The following is a 20,854-nucleotide window of genomic DNA, read 5'->3' on the forward strand; positions in this document are numbered from 1 at the left end:
AGTGGAGAACCAACTATGCGTAGGTTCCGCGTCCTCGCCGCCGCCGCCCTCACCGCCGCCACCCTGGTGCTGCCCCTGGCGTCGGGAGCCGCGTCCGCCGCCCCCGCCCTGTCGGCCGGTGCAGCGACCGTGCCCGCCGCCGGCAGCATCGGCATGAACGGCGGGGGCGACCTGATGTGGGAGCCCGCCGACCAGCTGGCCGCCGACCTGGACGCCATGCGCGCCGCCGGCGCGGGCTGGGTGCGGCTGGACATCGACTGGTCCTCCATCGAGGGCACCAAGGGACGCCAGAGCTGGTCCAACGCCGACCGGGTGGTCGACGCCGCCCGCAGCCGCGGCCTGCAGGTCCTCGGCATCGCCACCTACGCCCCCCGCTGGGCCCAGGACGCCTCGGTGCCCGCGGGCACCACGCACGGACGTCCGGCCAGCGCCGAGGCCTTCGGCACCTTCGCCGGCCAGGCCGCCGCCCACTTCGCCGGGCGCATCTCCGCGTGGGAGATCTGGAACGAGCCGAACCTGGCCACGTTCTTCTCCCCGCGCGTGGACGCCGGCTTCTACACCTCGCTGGTCAAGGCCAGCGCCACTGCCATCCGCGCCAACGCCCCGGGCGCCACCGTGCTCGCCGGGTCGATGGCCCCCGCGGTGGACAGCCGGGACGGCAGCTCGACCTCGCCGGTGACCTTCCTGCAGCAGATGTACAACGCGGGTGTCCAGCCCTACATGGACGCGGTGTCGGTGCACCCGTACAGCTTCCCGGCCCTGCCCAGCGACCCGACCACGGCGAACTGGAACACCTTCTACCGGCTGCGCAACGTGCACGACCTGATGGTCAGCAAGGGTGACGCCGGCAAGAAGATCTGGCTCACCGAGTTCGGCGCTCCCACCGGCCCCGGCAACAACGCGGTGACCGAGCAGCAGCAGGCCTCGATCATCGCCGACGGCCTGGCCACCGCCCGCGGCCTGTCCTACACCGGCCCGACCTTCCTTTACGAGATCCGCGACTCCCGCACCGGGACCGCAGACCTGGAGGAGAACTTCGGGCTGCTGCGCACCGACCGCTCGGCCAAGCCCGCCTACACCGCGGTGTCGCAGGCCGCCCGGGACACCGGCGCCGTGGCCCCGAGCACCCCTGCCCCCGCCCCGGCGCCGGCGCCTGCGCCTGCGCCTGCGCCCCCGGCCGCCGTCCCGGCGCCCGACTTCTTCTCCTCGGTGTGGAGCTGGCTGCTGGCCCTGCTGACCACCTGGTTCCGCTGACCCCTGGTTCCGCTGACACCTGGTTCCGCTGACACCTGGCGCCACCCACACCGCCCTGCCCGGCCCAACCACCGACCGCCTGGCCAGGCTGGAGCGCACGACCTCGGGGGTCGTGCGCTCCAGCGACGTCCGAGCAGGCCGAGCTCAGGAGCGGCGCGCGGTCCAGCGCTCGCGCACGAAGGCCGGCGCGCCCCGCACCACCGGCACCCGCAGCAGCCAGGCCGCCGCGAGGACCACCAGCCCGCTGCCCGCCGACACCAGCGGCCACGGGAGCACGTCCACCAGCAGCTCGCTCAGGCCGATCACCGCCGCCGTGACCGCGACCAGGCCCAGCCCCGTGCCCAGCGGCACCAGGCCGCGCACCGCCCGGGCGGCCACGGTCCAGATGAGCACCAGCACCAGCGCCTCGGTGGCCACGGTGGCGATGGCCGCGCCGTCGTAGGACATCCGGGGGATCAGCACCAGGTTGAGCCCGACGTTGACCACCAGGCCGACCACCGCCACCAACGGGTACGCACGGCGGCGCTCCGCCGAGACCGCCACCATGAAGCCCAGGTAGGTGAGCATCCCGAAGCAGGAGCCGAGCACCAGCATCCGGCTGGCGAACGCGGCCTCGCCGAACCGCTCGCCGTAGAGCAGCCGCAGGATGGGCTCCGCGGCGGCCCAGAACACGGCCAGGCTCACCGCGCCGAGCACCGCCAGCGCCAGCGCCGACTCCTGCACCCGCCGGCGGAACTCCGCCAGGTCACCGGGCCAGGCCCGCACCAGCAGCGTCAGCACCGGGGTGATCACCGCGTAGGAGACAACGTCGAGCACGTCGGCGAACTTGTAGCCCACCGAGTACAGGCCGACGGAGTCGAAGGTGTCCAGCCGGCTGAGCAGCAGCAGGTCGATCTTGGACAGCAGCATGCCCAGGCCCGCACCCACCGTCATCGGCAGCGCGTCCACCAGCAGTGCTCGCCAGCGGTGGGCACCGACGTGCCGGGCGGGCAGCGGGCCGGCCTCGCCGCGGCGCACTGCCCGCAGCTTCCAGGTGATCTTGACCAGCTCGTTGACGATCACCGGCAGCACGAAGATCAGCAGCGTCGGGGCGAGCACCGCGGCGAGCACGGTGAGCAGCAGCTGCACCGCCTGCCCGACCGACTCGGCGATGGCCACCACCGTCAGCCGCAGCCGGCTCTGGAACAGCACGGTCAGCGCGTGGCTGGGCGTGGCCACCACCACCACGATGCCCGCCACCGCGGTCGCCCGGACCACCTCCCCCGGGTACCCCAGCGCCAGCACGAAGCCCAGCCCCACCAGGTAGCCCAGCAGGCCGAGCACCAGGCGGAGCGCGATGTAGGAGCCGGCGACCAGGGACACCTCGCGCTCGTCGTCGGCGACCAGCCGGGCCAGCACCACCCGCCCGACCCCGAGGTCGGTGATGATCGACAACAGCCCGAGCAGGCCGAAGACGAAGGAGTACTGGCCCCAGGCCTCCGGCGACAGCGCCCGGGCCACCAGCACGCTGCCCAGCCACCCCATCGCGGCGATGACCACCCGGCTCAGCACCAGTGCGACGGAGTTGCTCACCGCGGCGCGGTTGTGGTCGGTGGTCGAGCTCATGCCGGGTGGCCCCGCCCGGCACGGGGTGCGGCGGCAAGGTCTCGGCAGATCGCGAGCAGCCGGTCCACCGCCACCCGCATGTCGTAGTGCTGCTCCACGTGCCGGCGGCCCTGGCGGCCCATCTCCCGGCGCCGAGCGGGGTCGTCCAGCAGGCTGGTGATGGCCGCCAGCAGCGCGGTGTCGTCCTCGGGCGGCACCAGCAGCCCGGTCACCCCGTCGCGGACCATCTCTCCGACCGCGGCCACCGGGTGCGCGATCACCGGCAACCCGGCCGCGGCCGCCTCGAGCACCGCGTTGGGTGCCTGGTCGATGGTGCTGGGGAAGACCATGACGTCGGCCCCGGCGAGCACCTCCCACAGCCGGTCGTCACCGCCGGCGAGGTCGGCGACCACCCGCACCCCGGGCGCGGGCTGCACCGGCTGCGTGGTCACCAGCACCAGGTCGCAGCGGTCCCGCAGGTGCTGCTGGTGCAGGCGCAGCAGCCGGTTGCCGCCCTTGCGCTCCAGGTTGTGCCCGACGAAGACGAGGGTGGGGCGTCGCTCCGGCCGCTCAGCCGGCTCGGGGGGCAGCCAGACCCCGAAGGGCAGCACCTCCAGCCGCGGCTCCCGCACGCCGTAGACCTGCCGCAGCGAGTCGGCGGCCTCGGCGCTGTTGGCGATGACGTGGTCGGCGGCGTCCAGGACGCGCCGCTCGGCCGGGACGCTGGCCCGCACCGTGAGCCGCGTGAACCGGGTGGGGGTGCGGTACGGAATGCGGTAGGCGTTGAGCGCGGTGGTGCTGTCGGTGGTGACCACGCACGGGAGCTGGCGCAGCAGGCGAGCCGAGGTGAGCGCGCAGTTCTGGGTGTAGACGTGCACCACGTCGACGTCCCCGCGGGCCAGGCGGGCGGCGAGGGCGCGACGCACCCCGCGGGAGCGCACCAGCTGGGCACGCAGCGGCTGCAGGTCCAGGTCCAGGCGGGCCAGGCCCGGCAGCGGGGCGCGCAGCAGCTTGCCCGCCAGGTGCGGGTCCTGGGCGTCCAGGAACTCCGCGACGACGTCCGTGCGCTCCTGCACGCAACGCCGGATGGCGTTGTGCACGGTGACGTGGCCACCGATGTTCTCGTTGACGAACAGCACCCGCACCGGATCGCTCACCGGGTCACCCGGGTGACCACGTCGCGCATCGACGTGCGGAAGACGTCCTCGGAGAAGCGCTCCGCGTGCTTGCGCACGACCTGCGGGTCATAGTCGCCGGCGCGGAACCCCGTCATCGCCTCGGCCAGGGCCGCCACCACCTGGTCGTCGCCGCCCGCCGCCACCAGCTGACCGCTCACCTGCGGCAGGACCGTGTCCAGCGCGCCCCCGCTGCCGAGGGCGAGCACCGGGCTGCCACAGGCCATGGCCTCCACCGGGACGATGCCGAAGTCCTCCACGCCAGGCATCACCAGCGCGCGGCTGCGCCGGTGCAGGTCGCGCAGCGCAGCGTCGGAGACCCGGCCGGCGAAGGTGGTGCGCGGGCCGGCGAGCTCCTGGCAGCGCTGCAGGAACCGGCCGTCGCCGGCCACGACCAGCCGCACCCCGGCCACCTCGGCGGCCCGCACCGCCAGGTCGGGCCGCTTGTAGGGCACCAGCCGCCCGGCCAGCAGGAAGAAGTCCTCGCGCTCCACGGCCGGGTCCGGGTGGTAGTAGCTGGTGTTCACCGGCGGGTACACCACCTCGGCCGTGCGGTTCCAGCACTGCTGCACGCGCTCGGCCACCGCGGTGGAGTTGGCCACCACGTGGGCCAGGCGGGGGGCGGCGGCGAGCTCCTGGCGGCGGGTGCGCGCGGCCAGCGCGGTCAGCGCCAGCTCACCCAGGCGACCACCGGCCTCGCCGGCGCGCAGCTCGGCGTGCCAGGCCCAGCGGGCGGGGCTGTGCACGTAGGCGATCACCGGGGCGTCGGTGGCGTGCACCACCTGGGTGGCGAAGGCGTGGTGGCTGGTGATCACCACGTCGGCCTCGCGCAGCGGCATCCGGCGGAAGGAGCCGGGCAGCAGCGGCAGCAGCGGCGCGTAGGAGCCCTGCCCGCTGCGGCGGTACAGCCGGTCCAGCCAGGTGGTCACCGGTGCGTGGGTCAGCCCGGCGGGGATGCCCTCGGGTCGGGCGATGGGCACGTGCACGCGCGCCTCCGGCCACTGCCGGTTCAGCTGCTCGACCACGTTCTCCGAACCGGCGACCTCGGTGAGGCGCTCGTGCACCAGGGCCAGCCGTGGGGTGCTCACCAACGCAGCGAACCCCGGTCCGGGGACAGCCCAGGACGGGCGGCAGCGCGTCGTGCCCGCGCGGCGGGGTCGGTGTCCGCGCGCACGCGCTCCTGCGGCTGGGTGGGCGCCTCGGAGTGGTCTCGGGGGTCCACCCGGGCCGGCTCCAGTTCCGGTTCCTGCCAGTCCGGTTCCTGACCCTCCGGGTCCTGCCAGTCCGGGTCCTGCCGGTCCGGGGCCTGCCGGGCCGCCGCCAGCTGGGTGGCCAGCAGCACCTCGGCGACGGCCCGACCGGGGCGCACCACGCTGAGGACGGTGCGCACCTGCGACTGGGCCAGCACCTGCAGGGTGCGCTGCACCACTGCGCGGGTGCGGGCGCCTCGCTCCACCACCACCACGGCCAGCGTCACCTGCTCCAGCGGAGTGCTGCGCCACCACGGCTCGTCGGCGGAGAGCTGGACCAGCGCACCACGCCCGTCGCTGGGTTGCTCAGCGGCGGCGCCAGCGGCATCGGCGTCAGCCTCTGCGGCGTCGGCGGCCTGGTTGCCCTCCGTGCCCGGGACCAGCGGCGGGCAGTACAGCACCAGGACGTCGTCGCCGGCGCGCAGCTCGCGGCGCACCATCATCTCGATCCGCACCGCCGCGCCGCTGTGCTTTCCCGCGGTGCAGTCGATCAGCTCCGCCCCGGTGGACTGCGCAGCATGGGTGGCCCACGGGCGGGACACCGTCCGGCCGAACCGGCCGCGCAGCAGCACCAGGGCCTCGGCGGCCAGGATGAGCACCGCGATCAGGGCGAGGGCGGCGTCGCGGGCCGGGGTCGGCGCCACCGGGCCGTCGGAGGTGGTCGGGGCGGACAGCGCGACCAGCCGACCGGTCGCCACCGCCCCGAGCTGGCCGATCTGGGCCAGCTGGGCCTGGTACTGCGCCTCCACGGCAGGGCGGGCCGGGTCGTTGGGCCCCAGCGCCTGCAGACGGTCGAACAGCGGGGAGGTGCGCTCCTGCAGCTGGCGCACCTGGACCGCGGCGGCCCCGGCGGCGGTGTTGCGCGCCTCGGCGTCGAAGACCTGCACCACCTGCTTGGCGACGGCAGCGGCCTGCCCGGCGGTGTCGCCCCGCACGGTGACGGTGAGCAGGCCGGGGGTGTCCCCCTCGGTCACCGTCACCCGGGAGGTGAGCTCGCTGGCGGGCCAGGTGGCGCCCGTGGCCTGGGCGGCCTGCTGCAGCACGGCGGGATCGGTGGCCAGGGCCAGGTAGGAGGCCGTGGTCAGCGCAGTGGTGTCGGTGCTGCTCGTGCTGGCGGTGGGGGCGTCCACCCGCGCGGTGACGGTGGCCTCCCAGCGCTCGGCCGCCATGCCGCGGCCGAGGAACACCAGCAGGGCGCAGACCACGGCGACCACCAGCGCCGGCAGCAGCACGCTGCGCAGGTCACGGAAGTGCTGCGCCAGGTCCAGGGTGGGTGGCACCCCGGGGGCAGCAGCTGACGACCCGCGCTCGTCCGTCGTGGCTGTCACCCTCACGCCCTCTCCTCGCGACCCCCCGTGGGCACGGTGGCAGCCTACTGCGAACTGCAGGTGAGCGGCACTGTCGCGCAACCACTCACCTGCGCCAGCCTGCCTGACCCGCGTGGCAGGGGCGCACCGTCACACCGGTGCAGCGTCCTCATCGGCGTCCCGCCGGCGAAGGTGAGCGAGCACGGCGCGGCGGACCTCGGTCACGGACTGCTCCCGCATGCCGCGGTGCAACAGGCTGTGGTCGCCCTCCTCACCGATGACCACCCGGGGCCGCAGACCCCGACGGTGCAGCCGGCGCAGCCCCTCGGGACCGCGCTGCTCCACGAACCAGGTGTGGTCGGCCGGGGTGAGCACCACCGTGACGTCCACTCCAGCCCGGAGCAGCCGCGCCAGGGCCACCTCCGGCACCTGGGTCACCCCGGCCCGGCCGAGCAGCAGCCACAGCGGGTAGGGCAGGCGGCGGCGCAGCAGCTGCTTGACCTGGTGCCGCCGAGTGGCCGACACCGGTGCGGGGCCCTGCTCGTCCGGCCCGCTCTGCTGCGCGGCAGCCAGCTCCGCCTCCCGGTAGCGCTCCTGGCTGCGCAGCCCCCAGATGGTGGGGCTGAGCACCACCACGGTGCCGGCGTCACCGGCCGCCGCGGCGTGCATGGCCATCCATCCACCGGCGCACACCCCGGCCACCACCGTGTCCCGGGCGGCGCTGCGCACCGTGCCTGCCGCCATCCGGGCGTCCTGCACACATACCTGGGCGTACATCGGGGCCAGCTCGTCGGCGCGCACCTCGGTGGTGTCCCCGGTCAGCCTGCGGTCGAAGCGGATCACCTCCACGCCCTCAGCGGCCAGCGACCGGGCGAGGTCCACGTGCATCCGACCCGCCCCGATGCGGTGGTGCGAGCCCAGGCTGTTGAGCACCAGCGAGCGCCGCGGCGGGTGGTCGGTGCTGGTGACGATGGTGAACAGCTGGTGGGGTCCACGTCGGTGCAGGCTCTCCCGCACCGCGGTGCCGTCCGGCGTCACTGCCACCACCGCCGACGTCTGTGCCTGGGCCACCACCGGCTGTCGCTGCGCGGGCAGCACGCCGAGCAGCCACCGGGCCACGGCAGCGACGCTGTCGGCGGGGATGCGCACGATGGAGGTGGTGGGCTCCAGGAAGCCCTCGTGCTCGTGCACCGTGATCCGGGTGGTCTCGGGGCGAGCGGCCAGGGCGGCCAGGGCCTGGTCGTCGGCGGCGCTGGGCCTGCCCGCCACCAGCACCGGCAGCGGTCGTCCGCCCGCGGGCTCCGGGACGGTGAGCCGCAGCCCGCCCAGCTCGGCCACGGCGCCCGGGGCGAGCAGCGTGAAGGGCAGCGAGACCATGCCGTCCTCGGCGACGTCGGCCCCGATGGTCAGCCGGTACAGGGTGCGCTGGTGGCGCAGGAAGCTGCGGCCGTTGGTCACCGGGTCCCACAGCGCCAGCCCGGCCAGCTCCCCGCAGCGCGCCACGGCGGCAGCGGCGAGCAGCGCCCCCACCCGCAGCCCGGCCAGCGCGACGTGGTCCACGCCGGTGGAGCGCACGTGTGCCACCGCGGTGGCGATGCTGTCCAGCCAGCGCTGCACCGAGTCGTCCGCCGGCTCGCCCGCAGAGTCACCGGTGCCCTGGTAGTCGAAGCGCAGCACCACCACGCCGGCGGCGCACAGCTGCTGCGCCAGCAGGGCCAGACCGCGGTAGGAGTCAGTGTGCTCCTTGCCCAGGGGCGGGCACAGCACCACGGCGCCGCGGGCGGTCGCGTCGTCCGGAACGTGCAGCACGCCCAGCAACGGGGCGGCCTCGGGCCCGAACCAGGTGGGGTGGGCGCTCATCGCGGCAGCACCACGGGGGCAGCGGTGAGCGAGCTGAGTGCTCCCACGGTGCCGGCGGGCAGGGCCGGGGCGTCCGGGCCCGTCGGCCGCAGCGCCACCACCCGCCGGTCCCCGGCGCCCAGGTGGAACCAGGAGTCCTCGGGCAGGAAGCCGGCCACGTCGACGTGCACGTGCTGGGCGGTGCCCCGGGTGCTGATCTCCAGCGCCCACCCGCCGTCGCCGTCGCGGGTGGCGGTGGCGGCCAGGCCCACGTCGGTCTGCAGGGGACGGTCGGCGCCACCGAGCAGGCGCACCGCACGGGTGCTGCCGGTCGCGGTGCGCAGCTGCACCGTGAGCGCGTCGTAGGTCTGCGGGCCGAAGCCGTGGGCGTGGTTGAGGTCCAGGAACGTCCCCACCAGCGCGTCCACCCACCAGGTGCCACTGCCGTGGGCGGGCAGCACCACGTCGGTCTCGGCCAGCACCTGGCGCGCCCCGAGCCGCTGGTGCGCGGTCACCACCAGCACGCCCGGCAGGTCGTGCGGGCGGTCGTTCCAGGCGTCCACCCGCAGCCCGTCCAGGCCCTCGTCGGTGATGCTCACCGCCACCGGGGCGCTGAGCCGCCGCAGCACGTACCAGGGCGCCTTGGGGGCGCCGGTGGAGTCCAGCAGGCCCCACCCGGCGCCGGGCTCGAGGTCACGCAGGGTGAGCACCAGCGCGCCGGCACAGCCGGATTCAGCCCGTCGCCAGTGCTCGAAGCAGGCCTGCACCGCCTCGCACACCGCGGCCCGGCCCAGGTCCAGGTAGCGCGCGGGGTCGTGGCGGCGCACCTCGGCGGGCTGCACCCCGAACAGGGTGCGCACGTAGTGGTCGCGGACGTCCTCGAAGTCCCAGGAGGCGCCGTGGTCGCGGGGCACTGCCGCCTTCCAGCGCGGGTGGTGCCCCGCCACCGCGGCCGAGCCGAACTCGCGCTCCACGGCGGCGGCCTCGGGCGGGGTGGCGAAGGCCAGGCACTCGGCGGCGAAGCGCACCCCGGCGGTGCGGACGTCGGTGAGCGGGCGCAGGTAGCCGCCCACGCCGAAGTAGTGCGCCACGCCGGTGCCCACGTGGATGGGCAGCGCACCGCCGGAGGGGCTGGAGCTGACGCACGGCACGCCGGGCAGCAGCCGCCGCGCCACCGCCGGGACCAGCTCGTGCACCGCGGGCACGCAGCGACGGGTGGCGTCCAGGCCGAGCATGGTGGGCTGCTGCTCGGTCTCGCTGCCGCCGGAGAGCACGGCCAGCGCCGGGTTGCCCTGCAGCGCGGTGCACAGCTGCTCCACCTCGGTGCGCAGCAGCGCCTCGAAGTGCTCCTCGGCGGGCGGGTCGAGGGTGGCGAGCATGGCGTCCTGCCAGACCAGCAGGCCCAGCTCGGCGCACAGCCGCCAGAGCTCCGGCTCCTCGTAGGTCATCGTCCCGGTGACGCGCAGCATGTTCAGCCCGGCCTCGCGCACCGCGGTGAGGGCGGCACGCAGCGCGTCGGGGTCGCTGCTCAGGCCCACCGGGTCCAGCGGCGTCCAGCAGGCGCCGCGGCAGAACACCGCCACGCCGTTGACCGACAGCGCGAAGCCGCCGTCGTCGGTGCCAACCTGCACGTCGCGGAAGCCCACGGTGCCCCAGTCGAGCTCCCGCTCGCCCAGGTGCAGGTGCACCGGGTAGAGCGGTTGGTCGCCGTGGGTGTGCGGCCACCACCGCGCCACCGCCGGCACCTCCACCACCGCGTGCAGCACCGCCTCGTCGCCGACGTGCTCCAGGTCCACCGTGGACTGGTGCGCCCCCACCCGCACGGTGGCCCTGCGCAGCTGCTCCGCGCCGCGCAGCCGGGCGCGCACCTCGAGCACCCCGGTGTCGCCGCGCACGCCGGTGTGCAGGTCGCGGCTGAGCACCTCGAGGTCCGGGCGCCGGTGCAGCGTCAGCGGGCGGTGCGGGCCCACCACCGCAGCGGTGCCGGTGAGCAGCGGGGCGCGGCCGAGCAGGCTGGTGCGCCACCACCGCAGGTTCTGCTCGTCCACCAGCAGGCTGCGCCAGCGGGCGCGGGGTCGCCGGGAGACGCCCAGCAGCGGGCGCAGCGCGGCGAAGCGCAGGGCCAGCACGCTTCCCGGCGCCAGCGTGTCCAGCGTGGCGGTGGTGGTGGTGTACATCGACTCCGAGCGCGCCACGCAGCACTCGTCCACCCACACCTCGGCCACGGTGGCCAGGCCCAGGGCGTGCAGCGTCCACGGGCCCGCACCCACCGCCTCGCCCAGGGTGGTGACGAACCACCAGTCCTGCGCGTCGTAGTCGCGGGCCAGGGCGGCGTCGCGTCCCTCGGCGGCGCGCACGGCAGCGGCGGCGGTGCCCGGCACGGTGGCGGGGTACCACTGCAGGTCCAGCCCGGCCAGCTCCGCCGGGCTCAGCACCGCGCCCGGTGCGGTGGCGGCGCAGCGCCAGGGTCGGTCGGCCAGCAGGTCGGTGCTCACACCTGCTCCGCCAGGGTGGTGGTGGCCGCGGCCCAGTGCGCGGCCATCGCGTCCAGCTCCGCGTCCACGCTCACCGTCCGTCCCCGCGCGGCGCGGGCCAGCCGGAACTGCACGCTCTTGGCTCCGGTGGCCACCGCGTGGAAGCTCTCCACGGCCGCCTCCAGGCCCGCGACACCCACCTCGGCGCCGAGGTAGGTGGTGAGGTCGGCGGCCAGCTCGGCCCCCGCCCCGCACTGGCGCAGGCCGCCGAAGGCCCAGCGGTGGAACAGCTCCAGCCCACCGCCGGTGAGCCACTGCAGGTCGCGACGCACCGAGGTCCCCAGCGCGGCCACCGGGTTGCGCTCGGGGCGCCGGGCCAGGTGCTCGCGCACCACCGCCCGCACCTGAACGGGCTCCGGCGGGTGCACCCGGTCCAGGCGCAACTGCTCCACGTAGGGCACCAGCACCCGCGGGTCGGTGCCGTCCAGGTGGAACAGGCCGCGGAAGTCCTCGCCGGCCAGCCGGTGGTAGCCGGCGTTGTGGAAGTACTCCAGCACCTGCCCGGCGGTGTCCACCCGGTTGGCCACCACGGTGGTCTTGCCGTGCTCGGTTCGGTAGGTGGTGCCGACGGTGTCGGGCAGCCACCAGGAGTCCACCTCCACCGTCAGCAGCCGGCCCTGTCCGAGGGCCTGGACGACGTGCTCGAGCACGCTGCGCCACACGTTGAGCTCGTCGACGTCGATGCCGTAGAGCCGGCGCAGGTCCTCGGGGGCCGGCTTGAGGAAGGTCCACTGTGCACCGTCGTGGTCGGCGCTGAGCACCGACGCCAGCGCGGGCACCGGGTCGTGGCCCAGGGCGTGCAGCAGCTCCACCCACAGGTCCACGTAGCAGCTGGTCTCCGACCAGGCGCGCTCCCCGGCGTGCAGCCGGTGGCAGCGGTAGGTGTCGGCGTCCAGCGGCAGCAGCCGCAGGTCGGGCGCGGTGGCGGGAGACATGACGCCTACAGCTGCATCCGGGCCCGCACCGGCGCCGGCCAGCCGCGGGGGTCCAGGCCATGGGTGCGGAACAGGCCCAGGGCGATGCGCTCCATGCCGAAGCCCACGCAGGCGCTGTGCGCGACGTCCCCGGCGGCGGTGCTGATGCCGAAGGTGGCGCCGAAGTGCTCCCGGTGGCAGTTGCACGACACCACCGCGGTGCCCGCGTCCAGGTCGCCGTACAGGCGCACCACCAGCTCGGTCTTGAGGTTCTCCTCGCGCTGGTTGGCCGAGAGCATGCGCCCGGCCCGGCCGAAGAACGGGTCGTTGGCCACCACTGCCTCGGCGGCCAGGCCCAGGTCGGCCAGCACCTGCAGGCCGCGGCCGATCCACTGCTCGCGGTGGGCCGCCGCCTGCTCGGCGGTGCCGACGGTGACGAACTCGTGCATCCGGAAGGCCTGCATGCGGGCGGGGTCCACGGCGGGCTCGTGCCGGAAGCAGTAGCCGTGCACGTCCAGCAGCCGGCCCTCCGGCGGCAGCGTGCCGGCGAGCATGGCGTAGGCGGGGTGGCAGGCGGCGGAGACCAGCATGGTGTCGGCCGGGGTGAGCCAGCCGTCCCAGGACTGCCCGTCCGCGCGCGCAGCCAGCAGCGCCGCGTGCGCGCGGTTGTCCCCGGCAAAGGTGTTGACCGCGCCGGTCAGGTGCGGGAAGGAGGCGATGTAGTCGGTGCGCTCGAAGCTGTCGCGGGGGAACACCGGCGGGAAGCGGTAGCGGTCCGCGGCGGCACCGGGACCGGCGGCGCGGACCACCACGTCGATGCCCTCCACCACGTCCTCGAACACGCCGGAGCGCCCGTAGAGGCCGGGGACGGAGGTGGGCACCAGCAGCCCGGCACCCACCAGCTCGGTGCGGAAGTCGCCGTGCGCCGCCGCCAGCGCGGAGACGTCGACGACGGTGGTGCTCGGGTCAGGATCCAGGGTCATGACGTACCTCGGTGCACCAGCACCAGCTGGGCGTTGTTGGCGATGATGCGGTCGTTGTTCACCATCAGCGCGGCGCCGTGCGCGTCGCGCAGGTGCCGGCCCAGGCGGAACTCGTTGTCCTCCCGGTAGGCGGAGATGCCGCAGATCAGCATGGCCTGGCCCACCGCGTCGACCACCAGCCCGGAGGCGGTGACCTTGAGGTTGTTCATGGCCACGGCGAAGCCGATGCTGGTGAGCACGTCCGAGCCCAGCGGCGCGTCGTCGAAGCGCTGCGCGGCGCCGGTCACCAGGTCGCGCAGCTGCTGCACCAGCGCGGTGAGCTCCACCAGGCGGACGGCGCCAGGGGGCACGGTGCCCGGCGTGCGCCGCGCGGCCTGCTGGACGTAGCGGCGGGCCCGGGCGGTGGCGGCCACCGCGATGCCCAGCCACACGTGGCCCCACAGCACGTGCGAGACCGGCAGCATGGTCTGCGCCGACACCTCGGCGTAGGGCTCGGGCAGCACCAGCTCGGCCGGCACGTCGGCGTGCAGCAGGAAGCCGGGGCTGCAGGTGCCGCGGAAGCCCAGCGTGTCCCAGGTGCCGGTGGGCTCCAGGCGCAGGTCGGCCCGGGGGCACACCACCAGCACCTGGTCGCTGGGCGGGCTGTCGCTGCTGCGCCGGGCGGTGGCCAGCACCACGTCGGCGTGCTCGCCGTAGGAGATCACCGGCGCGTTCTTGGTCAGCACCACCCGGCCGGCACGGCCGTCGGCGACGTGGCAGCTGCTGGAGCGGACGTCGCCGCCGATGCCGATCTCGGTGGTGGCCGAGGCCAGCAGCAGCTGCTCGCGCACCACCTGCTGCAGCAGCTGGCGGGCCGCCTCGGTGCCGCCGTGGCGCACCAGGCACAGCACCTGGATCTGGTGCATCGCGAAGATCATCGCGGTGGAGGCGCAGTGCTCCCCCAGGGCCTGCACCACGGCACCGACCTCGCCCAGCGAGCAGCCGTCCCCACCCAGCTCCACCGGCACCGCGCAGGACATCAGCCGAGCCTCGCGCAGCGCCGTGACCGCCTCCTGGGGGAAGCGGGCGTCGCGGTCCACCTCCTCCGCGTGCTCGCGCACCACGGTGGCGGCGATGGACCTGGCGGCGTCGGTGGGAGTGCCCATCTCAGGCAGCCCCGCGGACTTCCTGCACGGCGCTGCGGATGGCCCCGACGCTGGCGAAGGTGGACTTGCGCAGCAACCGGTCCGGCAGCTCGATGTCGAAGGCGTCCTCGAGCGCGAGCATCACGTTGACGCTGGCGTGCGAGGTGAGCCCCAGCGCGTAGAGGTCGGCGTCGGGATCCACGCCCGCGCTGGAGATCGGCACCTTGCCGTGCTCGCGCAGCACGTCCACGATGATCTGCTCGTCCGCGATCTGCTCGTCCGCCGTCACAGCTGGTCCTCCGCCTTGCGCTCGTGCTGGTCGTCCTGCTGGACCACCAGTGCCGTCCCTGCTTCCTTCGGCACGGGTGCGTCCCGTCCTGAGCGAACCGGCACGTGCACCACGGCCATCGCGTGCTCGCTGGTGTGCGACAGCGACACCTCGAACTCGCCCAGGCCCTGGGCGCGCGCCAGTGCCGCCGCCGGTCCGCTCAGGCGCACCCCGCACCAGCCGCCGGGATCGCTGACGATCTCGATGCTGGGCCAGGGCAGCGCGGCGTCGGCCGTGCGCAACGTCTTGGCCACCGCCTCCTTGGCTGCGAAGCGGGCGGCCAGGCGCTCGGGGCGCTCGCCCGAGGCCGCCAGCTCACCGGCGGTGTAGACCCGGTCCAGGTAGCGCCTGCCGAAGGTGGCGACGCTGTCGGCGACCTCGCCGACCGACTGCAGGTCGCACCCCACTCGACACTGCACCTCAGCCCGCCCCCGATGTCCGAAACCACCCCTGCCCCGCCCTGACTATAGGGTTGAGATCGGTGAATTGTCGCGGGGCGCACCGCGCTTCACTTTCGCGACACCCGGCCGATTACTGAGGGTAAAGCCGCGACGACGCTGGACCCAGCAGCTGTCCCAAGCACAGGAGACTCCGATGGGCCCCTCGTCCGCAGCGCCGTCCTCCGCGGGCACGGTGCCGCGCGCGCTGCGCCTGGAGGCGGTCGCCGAGACCGCCGCGCTGGACCGGCTCGCCGGCGTGCTCGGGGCGCAGGACCTGCTCGTCCTGCGCCGCGGGACCTCGCAGCACGGCGCTGGGTCCGCAGAGCCGCGCTTCCGCCTGGTCGGTGGGGTCGGCGCCGGCGAGCGCTGGGCCGGCGGGCTGTGGCTGGACCCGCGGAGCGACCCGCTGGAGCGCCACCTGGCGGTCGGCGCGGTGCGGGTGTTCCACCACTCCCGGCCGCAGCGGGTGTTTGGTCCCTACTTCGCCCGGGCCGCCGTGGTGGTGCGGCTCAGCGACGACCTGGTCGTGGTGTTCGGCACCGACGACCCGCACGCCGCGCTGCTGGAGCGCACCGACGTGGAGCTGGTGGAGATCGCCGGCGCCGCCGCCGGACAGGTGCGCGAGGTGCCCGCCGCCAAGCCGCTGGCCGACGAGCTGGAGATCCTCACCGCTCGGCGCGTGCTCAGCGACCGGAGCGGGCCCACCAGCAGCGTGGAGGACGCGCTCGCCGCCGTGGCGGACGTGTCCCGGGAGGCCCTGGGATGCGCCCGAGCGGTGATCTGGCTGCCCGACGGCAGGCTGCGCGTGTCCGGGCCGCCCGGGCTCACCCTGGACACCGCGCTGCTCGACGACGTGATGCGGCGGCAGTGGGACCACCGGCACCAGCTGCCGACCTGCGTGCAGGACGCCACGGAGAACCCGCTGGGCTACCCGCTCGACCCCAGCGCGGGGATCTGCTCGTACCTGACGGTCGCCGTGGGCGAGCCCGCCGCCGCGCTGCTCACCGTCGCCCACAGCGACGCCGCACCCCGCGGCTTCACCAACCACGAGCGGGCGCTCACCGAGCAGCTCGCCCTCAGCGCGGACACCGGGCTGGCCACCGCCCTGCTGCGCGAGCAGCTGCTGCGTGCCGTCGTCGAGGAGTCCAGCGCCGCCCGTGAGCTGGCCCGGGTCAACGCCGAGCTGGCCGAGGCTGCGCTGCGCGACGCGCTGACCGGCCTGGCCAACCGCAGCCTGCTGGAGCAGCGCACCGCCCACCTCACCCGGTCTCCCGCCGCCCCCGACCGCTCCGCCGACTCCGCACAGGCGGTGCACCCGGTGCTGCTCTACATCGACCTGGACTCCTTCAAGTCGGTCAACGACGACTACGGGCACACCGTGGGCGACGCGGTGCTGGTGGAGTTCGCGCGTCGGCTGCGCGAGTCCTGCCGTCCCGACGACGTGCCCGCCCGGCTGGCCGGCGACGAGTTCGCGCTGCTCATGGTGGAGCCGCTGACCACCGAGCAGGCGCTGTCGGTGGCCGAGCGGGTGGTGCGGGCCGCGGCACAGCCGTTCCTGGTGGACACCCACCTCGTCACCATCGGCGCCTCGGTGGGTGTCACCACCGTGCCCACCGCGCACCAGGACCCGCCGCCGCTGGACGTGCTGCTGCACCAGGCGGACCTGGCGATGTACCGGGCCAAGTCGCGCGGCCGCGGACGGGCGGAGGTCTACACCGAGCGCATCAAGCCGCCGGTGAGCTCGCGCAACCGCCGCTGGGCCGACGACCCCGCCGCCGGCCGGCGCCTGCAGGACGCGCTGGACACCGATGCCCTGACGATGCAGTACCAGCCCAGCGTCGACCTGGTCAGCGGCCAGGTGCAGGGCGTGACTGCCGGCGCGTGCTGGCCGCAGCACCCGGGCCAGGCCATGCCCAGCGACCAGCTGGTGCCGCTGGCCGAGCGCACCGGGCTGATCGGCCCGCTGGGCGAGTGGGTGCTGCGCCAGGCCTGCGGCGACATCGCCGCGCGGGCCCGCCTGGACGACACCGAGGCCGCCGTGCTCAGCGTGCGGGTGCGCCCGACCCAGCTGGAGGACCCGGCGCTGCCCGCGCTGGTCATGGCGACGCTGGAGGAGACCGGGCTGCCCGCCGAGCGGTTGTGCCTGCTGGTCTCCGAGACCGGGACCAGCGCGCACCAGGAGACCGTCGCCGACACCCTGCACACGCTGCAGGCCCAGGGCGTGCTGATCGCGGTGGACGGCTACGGCGCCGGTCACTCCTCGGTCACCCTGCTGCGGCACCTGCCCCTGGACTGCGTGCACATCGGCGCCGACCTCGTCTCGCACGTGGACACCAGCCCCACCGACGCGGTGCTGACCCGGCTCATCATCGAGGCCGCCCACGCGCTGGGGCTGCGGGTGTGCGCCGAGGGCGTGGACCGTCACGCCCAGCTGGAGCAGCTGGCGGCGCTGGGCTGCGACGTCGCGCAGGGACACCTGCTCGGCGGGCCGGTCAGCGCCACCCTGCTGGACACGCGTGACCGGGCGGTGCGCCACCTCATCACCGCCGGGCCCACCCAGCGCCACGGTGCCGGCACCCTGACCACCCTGCTGGACGACCACGGCCTGATCACCTACGTCTCCGCCGACTGCGTGGAGCTGCTGGGCTACCAGCCCGCCGAGCTGATGGGCACCCGTGCCCTGGACCTGGTGCCCCAGCCGCACCGCGACCAGCTGGCCTCCGGCGACCTGGCCGCCGCCGAGCGCACCCGCACCCACCCGCTGGTGCGCAAGGACGGCAGCGTGGCCTGGGTGGACGTCGCCTTCCGGCCCATCCGCGAGCCGGGCACCGGCGGGCTGCGCCGGCTGTCCACCACCGCCGTCGACGTCACCGACCGGGTGCACGCCCAGACCGCGCTGGTCAACCGCGCCGAGCTGCTGCGCCGGGCGTTCGACGCCCTGCCGCACGGGGCGCTCGCGCTGTCCCCGCAAGGCACGGTGCTGCAGGCCAACACCGCGCTGGCCAGCCTGCTGGGCCGGGGCGCGGCGGAGCTGGTCGGCCTGCGGCTGCACGAGCTGGTGCACCCGGACACCCACGACGAGGTGGCCGCGCACCTGCGCCAGGCCCGCACCGGCGGCGGCACCGAGATCAGCGTCGGGCTGGTGCTGCTGCACGCCGACGGCAACTCGGTGCACGGCGAGCTGAGCCTGTACCACGTGGCCGACCAGCTGGGGCGGCCCTTCCTCGTGGGGCACCTGCGCCCCAGCGCCCAGGAGGTGAGCCGTGCCCCGCTGGCCTGACTCCGCGAGCGCCTGGCACCGGCGACAGCGCCGACACCCGGTGATCGCCACCCCGATGGTGATGGCCCGCGCCTTCGGCCTGCTCTTCTCCGCCGGTGGCCTGCTGGTCAGCCTGGCCGCGCTCGTCCCGCACAACCAGGCCGCCTCCCTCGGCACCCTGTACGTGGTGGCGGGGGTCGCGGTGGTGGTGGGTACCGCGCTGCTGCTGTGCGGCGACCGGCTGCGCCGAGCAGCGTTCAACCCGCTGGTCTCCCTGGGCGTGCTGCTGCTGGGCGTCGGGGCGCACACCAGCGGCGGCGGTGCACCCGCCATCTCCATCCTGTGCTGCAACGTCTTCGTGGCCGCGGTGGTGTTCTTCTTCTCCCGCTGGTGGGTGGTGGTGCACCTGCTCAGCGCGGTGGCCTCCTGCATCGGGGTGACCTGGGCCGACGGGGACACCCAGCGCTGGGCGGGGCTGGTGGTCGCGGCCATCGTGGTCATCATCGGGTACCTGCAGCACTGGCTGATGCGGCTGGCCGACCAGACCGACGTGGACACCCTCACCGGGTTGCACAACCGCCGCGGCTTCGACCGCTACCTGCGCGCCGCGGTGGACAAGGCCCGGCTCACCGGCCAGCCGCTCACCCTCGCGCTGCTGGACCTGGACCGCTTCTCGCTGGTCAACCTCACCGGTGGGCACGCCGCCGGCGACGCGGTGCTGCAGACCGTTGCGACCGTGCTGCGCGAGGTCGTCGGACCCGACCACGCCATCGCCCGCTTCGGCGGCGACGAGTTCGCCCTGCTGCTCGGCTGCGGCGAGGAGGAGGCCGCCGCGGTGGTCGAGCAGGTCCGCGCTGCACTCCCCCAGCACGCCTGCTCGGCGGGCGTCACCACCTGGCAGGCCGGGGAGTCGGCGTCGCTGCTGGTGGGCCGGGCCGATGCCGGGCTGTACCGGGCCAAGAAGGACGGCGGAAGCCGGGTGGTGGTGGAGCGCACCCGCCGCTCACCGGTGGCGGTGGAGCTGCGCGCCGCGGTGGAGACCGGGGCGCTGGACGTGCACTACCAGCCGGTCGTGGACCTGCGCACCGGCGTGGTGGTGGGCATGGAGGCGCTCGCCCGCTGGCGCAGCAGCAGCTACCCCGGCATCACCCCGGACCAGTTCATCGCCATCGCCGAGCGCGATGACTGCATCCACGCCCTGGGTCACCACGTGCTGCGCAAGTCCTGCTCCGACGCGGCCTGGATGCAGGACGCCACCGGGGTGGCGCTGCGGCTGAACGTCAACGTCTCCGGCCTGGAGCTGATGAGCTCGCGCTACCTGCACGGGGTGCAGGACGTCCTCGCCAGCACGGGCTGGCCGGCCGAGCAGCTGGTGCTGGAGGTGACCGAGAGCGTGCTGGTCCCCGACGCGGTGCACGCGGTCAACCTGCTCAAGCAGCTGCGCGCCCTCGGCGTGCGCGTGGCCATCGACGACTTCGGCACCGGGTACTCCTCGCTGAGCCGCCTGGACGACCTGCCACGGGACTTCCTCAAGCTGGACCGCGCCTTCGTCTCCACGCTGCAGCGCGGCGAGCCCGTCCCCGCCGTGCTCACCGCCATCGCCGCGCTGTCCAAGGCGCTGACGATCGAGGTCATCGCCGAGGGCGTGGAGGACGACTACCAGGCGGAGACGCTGGCGGAGCTGGGCTACCCGATGGCGCAGGGCTACTACTACGGCCGCCCGATGCCCGCCACCGAGCTGGTGGCCCTGCTCGGGCGCACCACCTCGGACGTGGCCACCCCGGTCTGACCTCCCGTGGCGAGCCCCGTCCCGGCCCGGCTGTCCCGGCCGGGTTGTCCGAGGTCATCCGTCGAGTGTGACCTGTCCCACCGAGCGGGAAGCGCCCCAGGCCCGCCCAGGCCCCGGCGTAGCGTCCGCCAGGGCCCGGCGAGCTCGCAGCCGGCACCTGCACCCGCCGTCTCGCGAAAGGTCTACCCCGCATGCCCTCGATGCAGCGCTTCACCGGCAAGGTCGCCTTCATCACCGGAGCCGCCCGCGGCCAGGGACGTGCCGAGGCGGTGCGGCTGGCCGAGGAGGGCGCCGACATCATCGGCATCGACATCTGCGAGAAGCTGCCTTCCACCATCTACGAGGGCGCCACCTCCGCCGACCTCAAGGAGACCGTGCGCCTGGTGGAGGCCACCGGGCGGCGGATGATCGCCACCGAGGCCGACGTCCGGGACTTCGACGGGCTGTCCGCGGCGCTGCAGGCCGGGGTCGCCGAGCTGGGCCGCCTGGACGTGGTGATCGCCAACGCCGGGGTCTGCTCCGCCGCCAACTCCTGGGAGATCACTGCCGAGCAGTGGAAGGAGACCATCGACATCAACCTCACCGGCGTCTTCCACACCGCCAAGGCCGCCATCCCGATCCTGCTCGAGCAGGGCACCGGCGGCAGCATGATCTTCACCAGCTCGGTGGCGGGCCTGCGCGGGCTGCCCTTCGTCGGGCACTACGTGGCCAGCAAGCACGGCATCGTCGGGCTGGCCCGGACCATGGCCAACGAGCTGGGCCAGCACAACATCCGGGTGAACACGGTGCACCCCAACGGCGTGGACAGCGGGATGCGGCCCACCGACATGACGCCCTACATCGCCGAGCACGCGCACACGCTGGCACCGATGTTCATGAACGCGCTGTCCGACCCGATCAGCCAGCCCGAGGACATCGCCAACGCGGTGGCGTGGCTCGCCTCCGACGAGGCCCGGCACGTCACCGGCATCCAGCTGCCCGTCGACCTCGGCCACCTGGTCCGCTAGCCCCGCACGCAGTCGGCCCCGCACCGTGGAGGGTGCGGGGCCGCCGTGCTGAGTAGGTGGTACTTGC

Annotated in this window: 15 protein-coding genes; 4 read left to right on the forward strand and 11 right to left on the reverse strand. The window is 74.6% G+C overall.

What is annotated here, in order from left to right:
- The first annotated feature begins 15 nt into the window (after positions 1–15).
- Entirely contained in the window at positions 16–1,254 is a 1,239-nt protein-coding gene (locus tag ELX43_RS15905; protein WP_241249312.1) for a cellulase family glycosylhydrolase, read from the forward strand.
- 144 nt (positions 1,255–1,398) lie between these two features.
- On the opposite strand, the gene ELX43_RS15915 is transcribed toward ELX43_RS15905, so the two are convergent.
- From ELX43_RS15915 to ELX43_RS15965, 11 genes are all read right to left on the reverse strand, one after another.
- Complete coding sequence (locus tag ELX43_RS15915) at positions 1,399–2,859, reverse strand: oligosaccharide flippase family protein (RefSeq protein ID WP_127784263.1); 1,461 nt, start codon at positions 2,857–2,859, stop codon at positions 1,399–1,401.
- On the reverse strand, positions 2,856–3,995 hold the full coding sequence (locus ELX43_RS15920) for a glycosyltransferase family 4 protein (protein WP_127784264.1): 1,140 nt from the start codon (positions 3,993–3,995) through the stop codon (positions 2,856–2,858). Before ELX43_RS15920 ends, ELX43_RS15915 begins: the two co-directional genes overlap by 4 nt.
- Positions 3,992–5,101, reverse strand: a complete 1,110-nt coding sequence (locus ELX43_RS15925; protein WP_127784265.1) for a glycosyltransferase — start codon at positions 5,099–5,101, stop codon at positions 3,992–3,994. Before ELX43_RS15925 ends, ELX43_RS15920 begins: the two co-directional genes overlap by 4 nt.
- Positions 5,098–6,597, reverse strand: a complete 1,500-nt coding sequence (locus tag ELX43_RS15930; RefSeq protein WP_127784266.1) for a hypothetical protein — start codon at positions 6,595–6,597, stop codon at positions 5,098–5,100. The genes ELX43_RS15925 and ELX43_RS15930 overlap by 4 nt, the downstream gene beginning before the upstream one ends.
- Positions 6,598–6,720: 123 nt before the next feature.
- Entirely contained in the window at positions 6,721–8,430 is a 1,710-nt protein-coding gene (locus tag ELX43_RS15935; RefSeq protein ID WP_127784267.1) for an alpha/beta hydrolase, read from the reverse strand.
- A complete protein-coding gene (locus ELX43_RS15940) occupies positions 8,427–10,904 on the reverse strand; it encodes a glycosyl hydrolase (protein WP_127784268.1) in 2,478 nt (825 codons plus the stop codon). The genes ELX43_RS15935 and ELX43_RS15940 overlap by 4 nt, the downstream gene beginning before the upstream one ends.
- Positions 10,901–11,878 (reverse strand): DUF1839 family protein, encoded by a 978-nt coding sequence (locus tag ELX43_RS15945; RefSeq protein ID WP_127784269.1) that lies wholly within the window; start codon positions 11,876–11,878, stop codon positions 10,901–10,903. Before ELX43_RS15945 ends, ELX43_RS15940 begins: the two co-directional genes overlap by 4 nt.
- 5 nt (positions 11,879–11,883) lie before the next feature.
- On the reverse strand, positions 11,884–12,840 hold the full coding sequence (locus tag ELX43_RS15950) for an amino acid--[acyl-carrier-protein] ligase (RefSeq protein WP_127784270.1): 957 nt from the start codon (positions 12,838–12,840) through the stop codon (positions 11,884–11,886).
- On the reverse strand, positions 12,837–13,985 hold the full coding sequence (locus tag ELX43_RS15955; RefSeq protein ID WP_127784271.1) for an acyl-CoA dehydrogenase family protein: 1,149 nt from the start codon (positions 13,983–13,985) through the stop codon (positions 12,837–12,839). Before ELX43_RS15955 ends, ELX43_RS15950 begins: the two co-directional genes overlap by 4 nt.
- Position 13,986: 1 nt before the next feature.
- Positions 13,987–14,253, reverse strand: a complete 267-nt coding sequence (locus tag ELX43_RS15960) for an acyl carrier protein (RefSeq protein ID WP_241249314.1) — start codon at positions 14,251–14,253, stop codon at positions 13,987–13,989.
- Positions 14,250–14,699: a holo-ACP synthase gene (locus ELX43_RS15965; protein ID WP_346773857.1), complete on the reverse strand. Its 450-nt coding sequence runs from the start codon at positions 14,697–14,699 to the stop codon at positions 14,250–14,252. The genes ELX43_RS15960 and ELX43_RS15965 overlap by 4 nt, the downstream gene beginning before the upstream one ends.
- Before the next feature lie 187 nt (positions 14,700–14,886).
- Between ELX43_RS15965 and ELX43_RS15970 the strand changes: the two genes are divergently transcribed.
- From ELX43_RS15970 to ELX43_RS15980, 3 genes are all read left to right on the forward strand, one after another.
- Positions 14,887–18,012, forward strand: coding sequence for an EAL domain-containing protein (locus ELX43_RS15970; protein WP_127784273.1), 3,126 nt, complete (start codon positions 14,887–14,889; stop codon positions 18,010–18,012).
- Entirely contained in the window at positions 17,996–19,780 is a 1,785-nt protein-coding gene (locus ELX43_RS15975) for a bifunctional diguanylate cyclase/phosphodiesterase (RefSeq protein WP_127784274.1), read from the forward strand. The genes ELX43_RS15970 and ELX43_RS15975 overlap by 17 nt, the downstream gene beginning before the upstream one ends.
- A 191-nt stretch (positions 19,781–19,971) precedes the next feature.
- Positions 19,972–20,787 carry a mycofactocin-coupled SDR family oxidoreductase gene (locus ELX43_RS15980; RefSeq protein WP_127784275.1) on the forward strand — a complete coding sequence of 272 codons (816 nt, stop codon included), beginning with the start codon at positions 19,972–19,974 and terminating at the stop codon, positions 20,785–20,787.
- The last annotated feature ends 67 nt before the right edge of the window (positions 20,788–20,854 follow it).

Source organism: Rhodococcus sp. X156 (assembly GCF_004006015.1).
Classification (GTDB): domain Bacteria; phylum Actinomycetota; class Actinomycetes; order Mycobacteriales; family Mycobacteriaceae; genus X156.

Excerpts from the sequence above, each read along its gene's own strand:
- ELX43_RS15905 (WP_241249312.1), top strand. The coding sequence starts at position 16 with ATGCGTAGGTTCCGCGTCCTCGCCGCCGCCGCCCTCACCGCCGCCACC.
- ELX43_RS15915 (WP_127784263.1), bottom strand. The coding sequence starts at position 2,859 with ATGAGCTCGACCACCGACCACAACCGCGCCGCGGTGAGCAACTCCGTC.
- ELX43_RS15935 (WP_127784267.1), bottom strand. The coding sequence starts at position 8,430 with ATGAGCGCCCACCCCACCTGGTTCGGGCCCGAGGCCGCCCCGTTGCTG.
- ELX43_RS15945 (WP_127784269.1), bottom strand. The coding sequence starts at position 11,878 with ATGTCTCCCGCCACCGCGCCCGACCTGCGGCTGCTGCCGCTGGACGCC.
- ELX43_RS15950 (WP_127784270.1), bottom strand. The coding sequence starts at position 12,840 with ATGACCCTGGATCCTGACCCGAGCACCACCGTCGTCGACGTCTCCGCG.
- ELX43_RS15955 (WP_127784271.1), bottom strand. The coding sequence starts at position 13,985 with ATGGGCACTCCCACCGACGCCGCCAGGTCCATCGCCGCCACCGTGGTG.
- ELX43_RS15970 (WP_127784273.1), top strand. The coding sequence starts at position 14,887 with ATGGGCCCCTCGTCCGCAGCGCCGTCCTCCGCGGGCACGGTGCCGCGC.
- ELX43_RS15980 (WP_127784275.1), top strand. The coding sequence starts at position 19,972 with ATGCCCTCGATGCAGCGCTTCACCGGCAAGGTCGCCTTCATCACCGGA.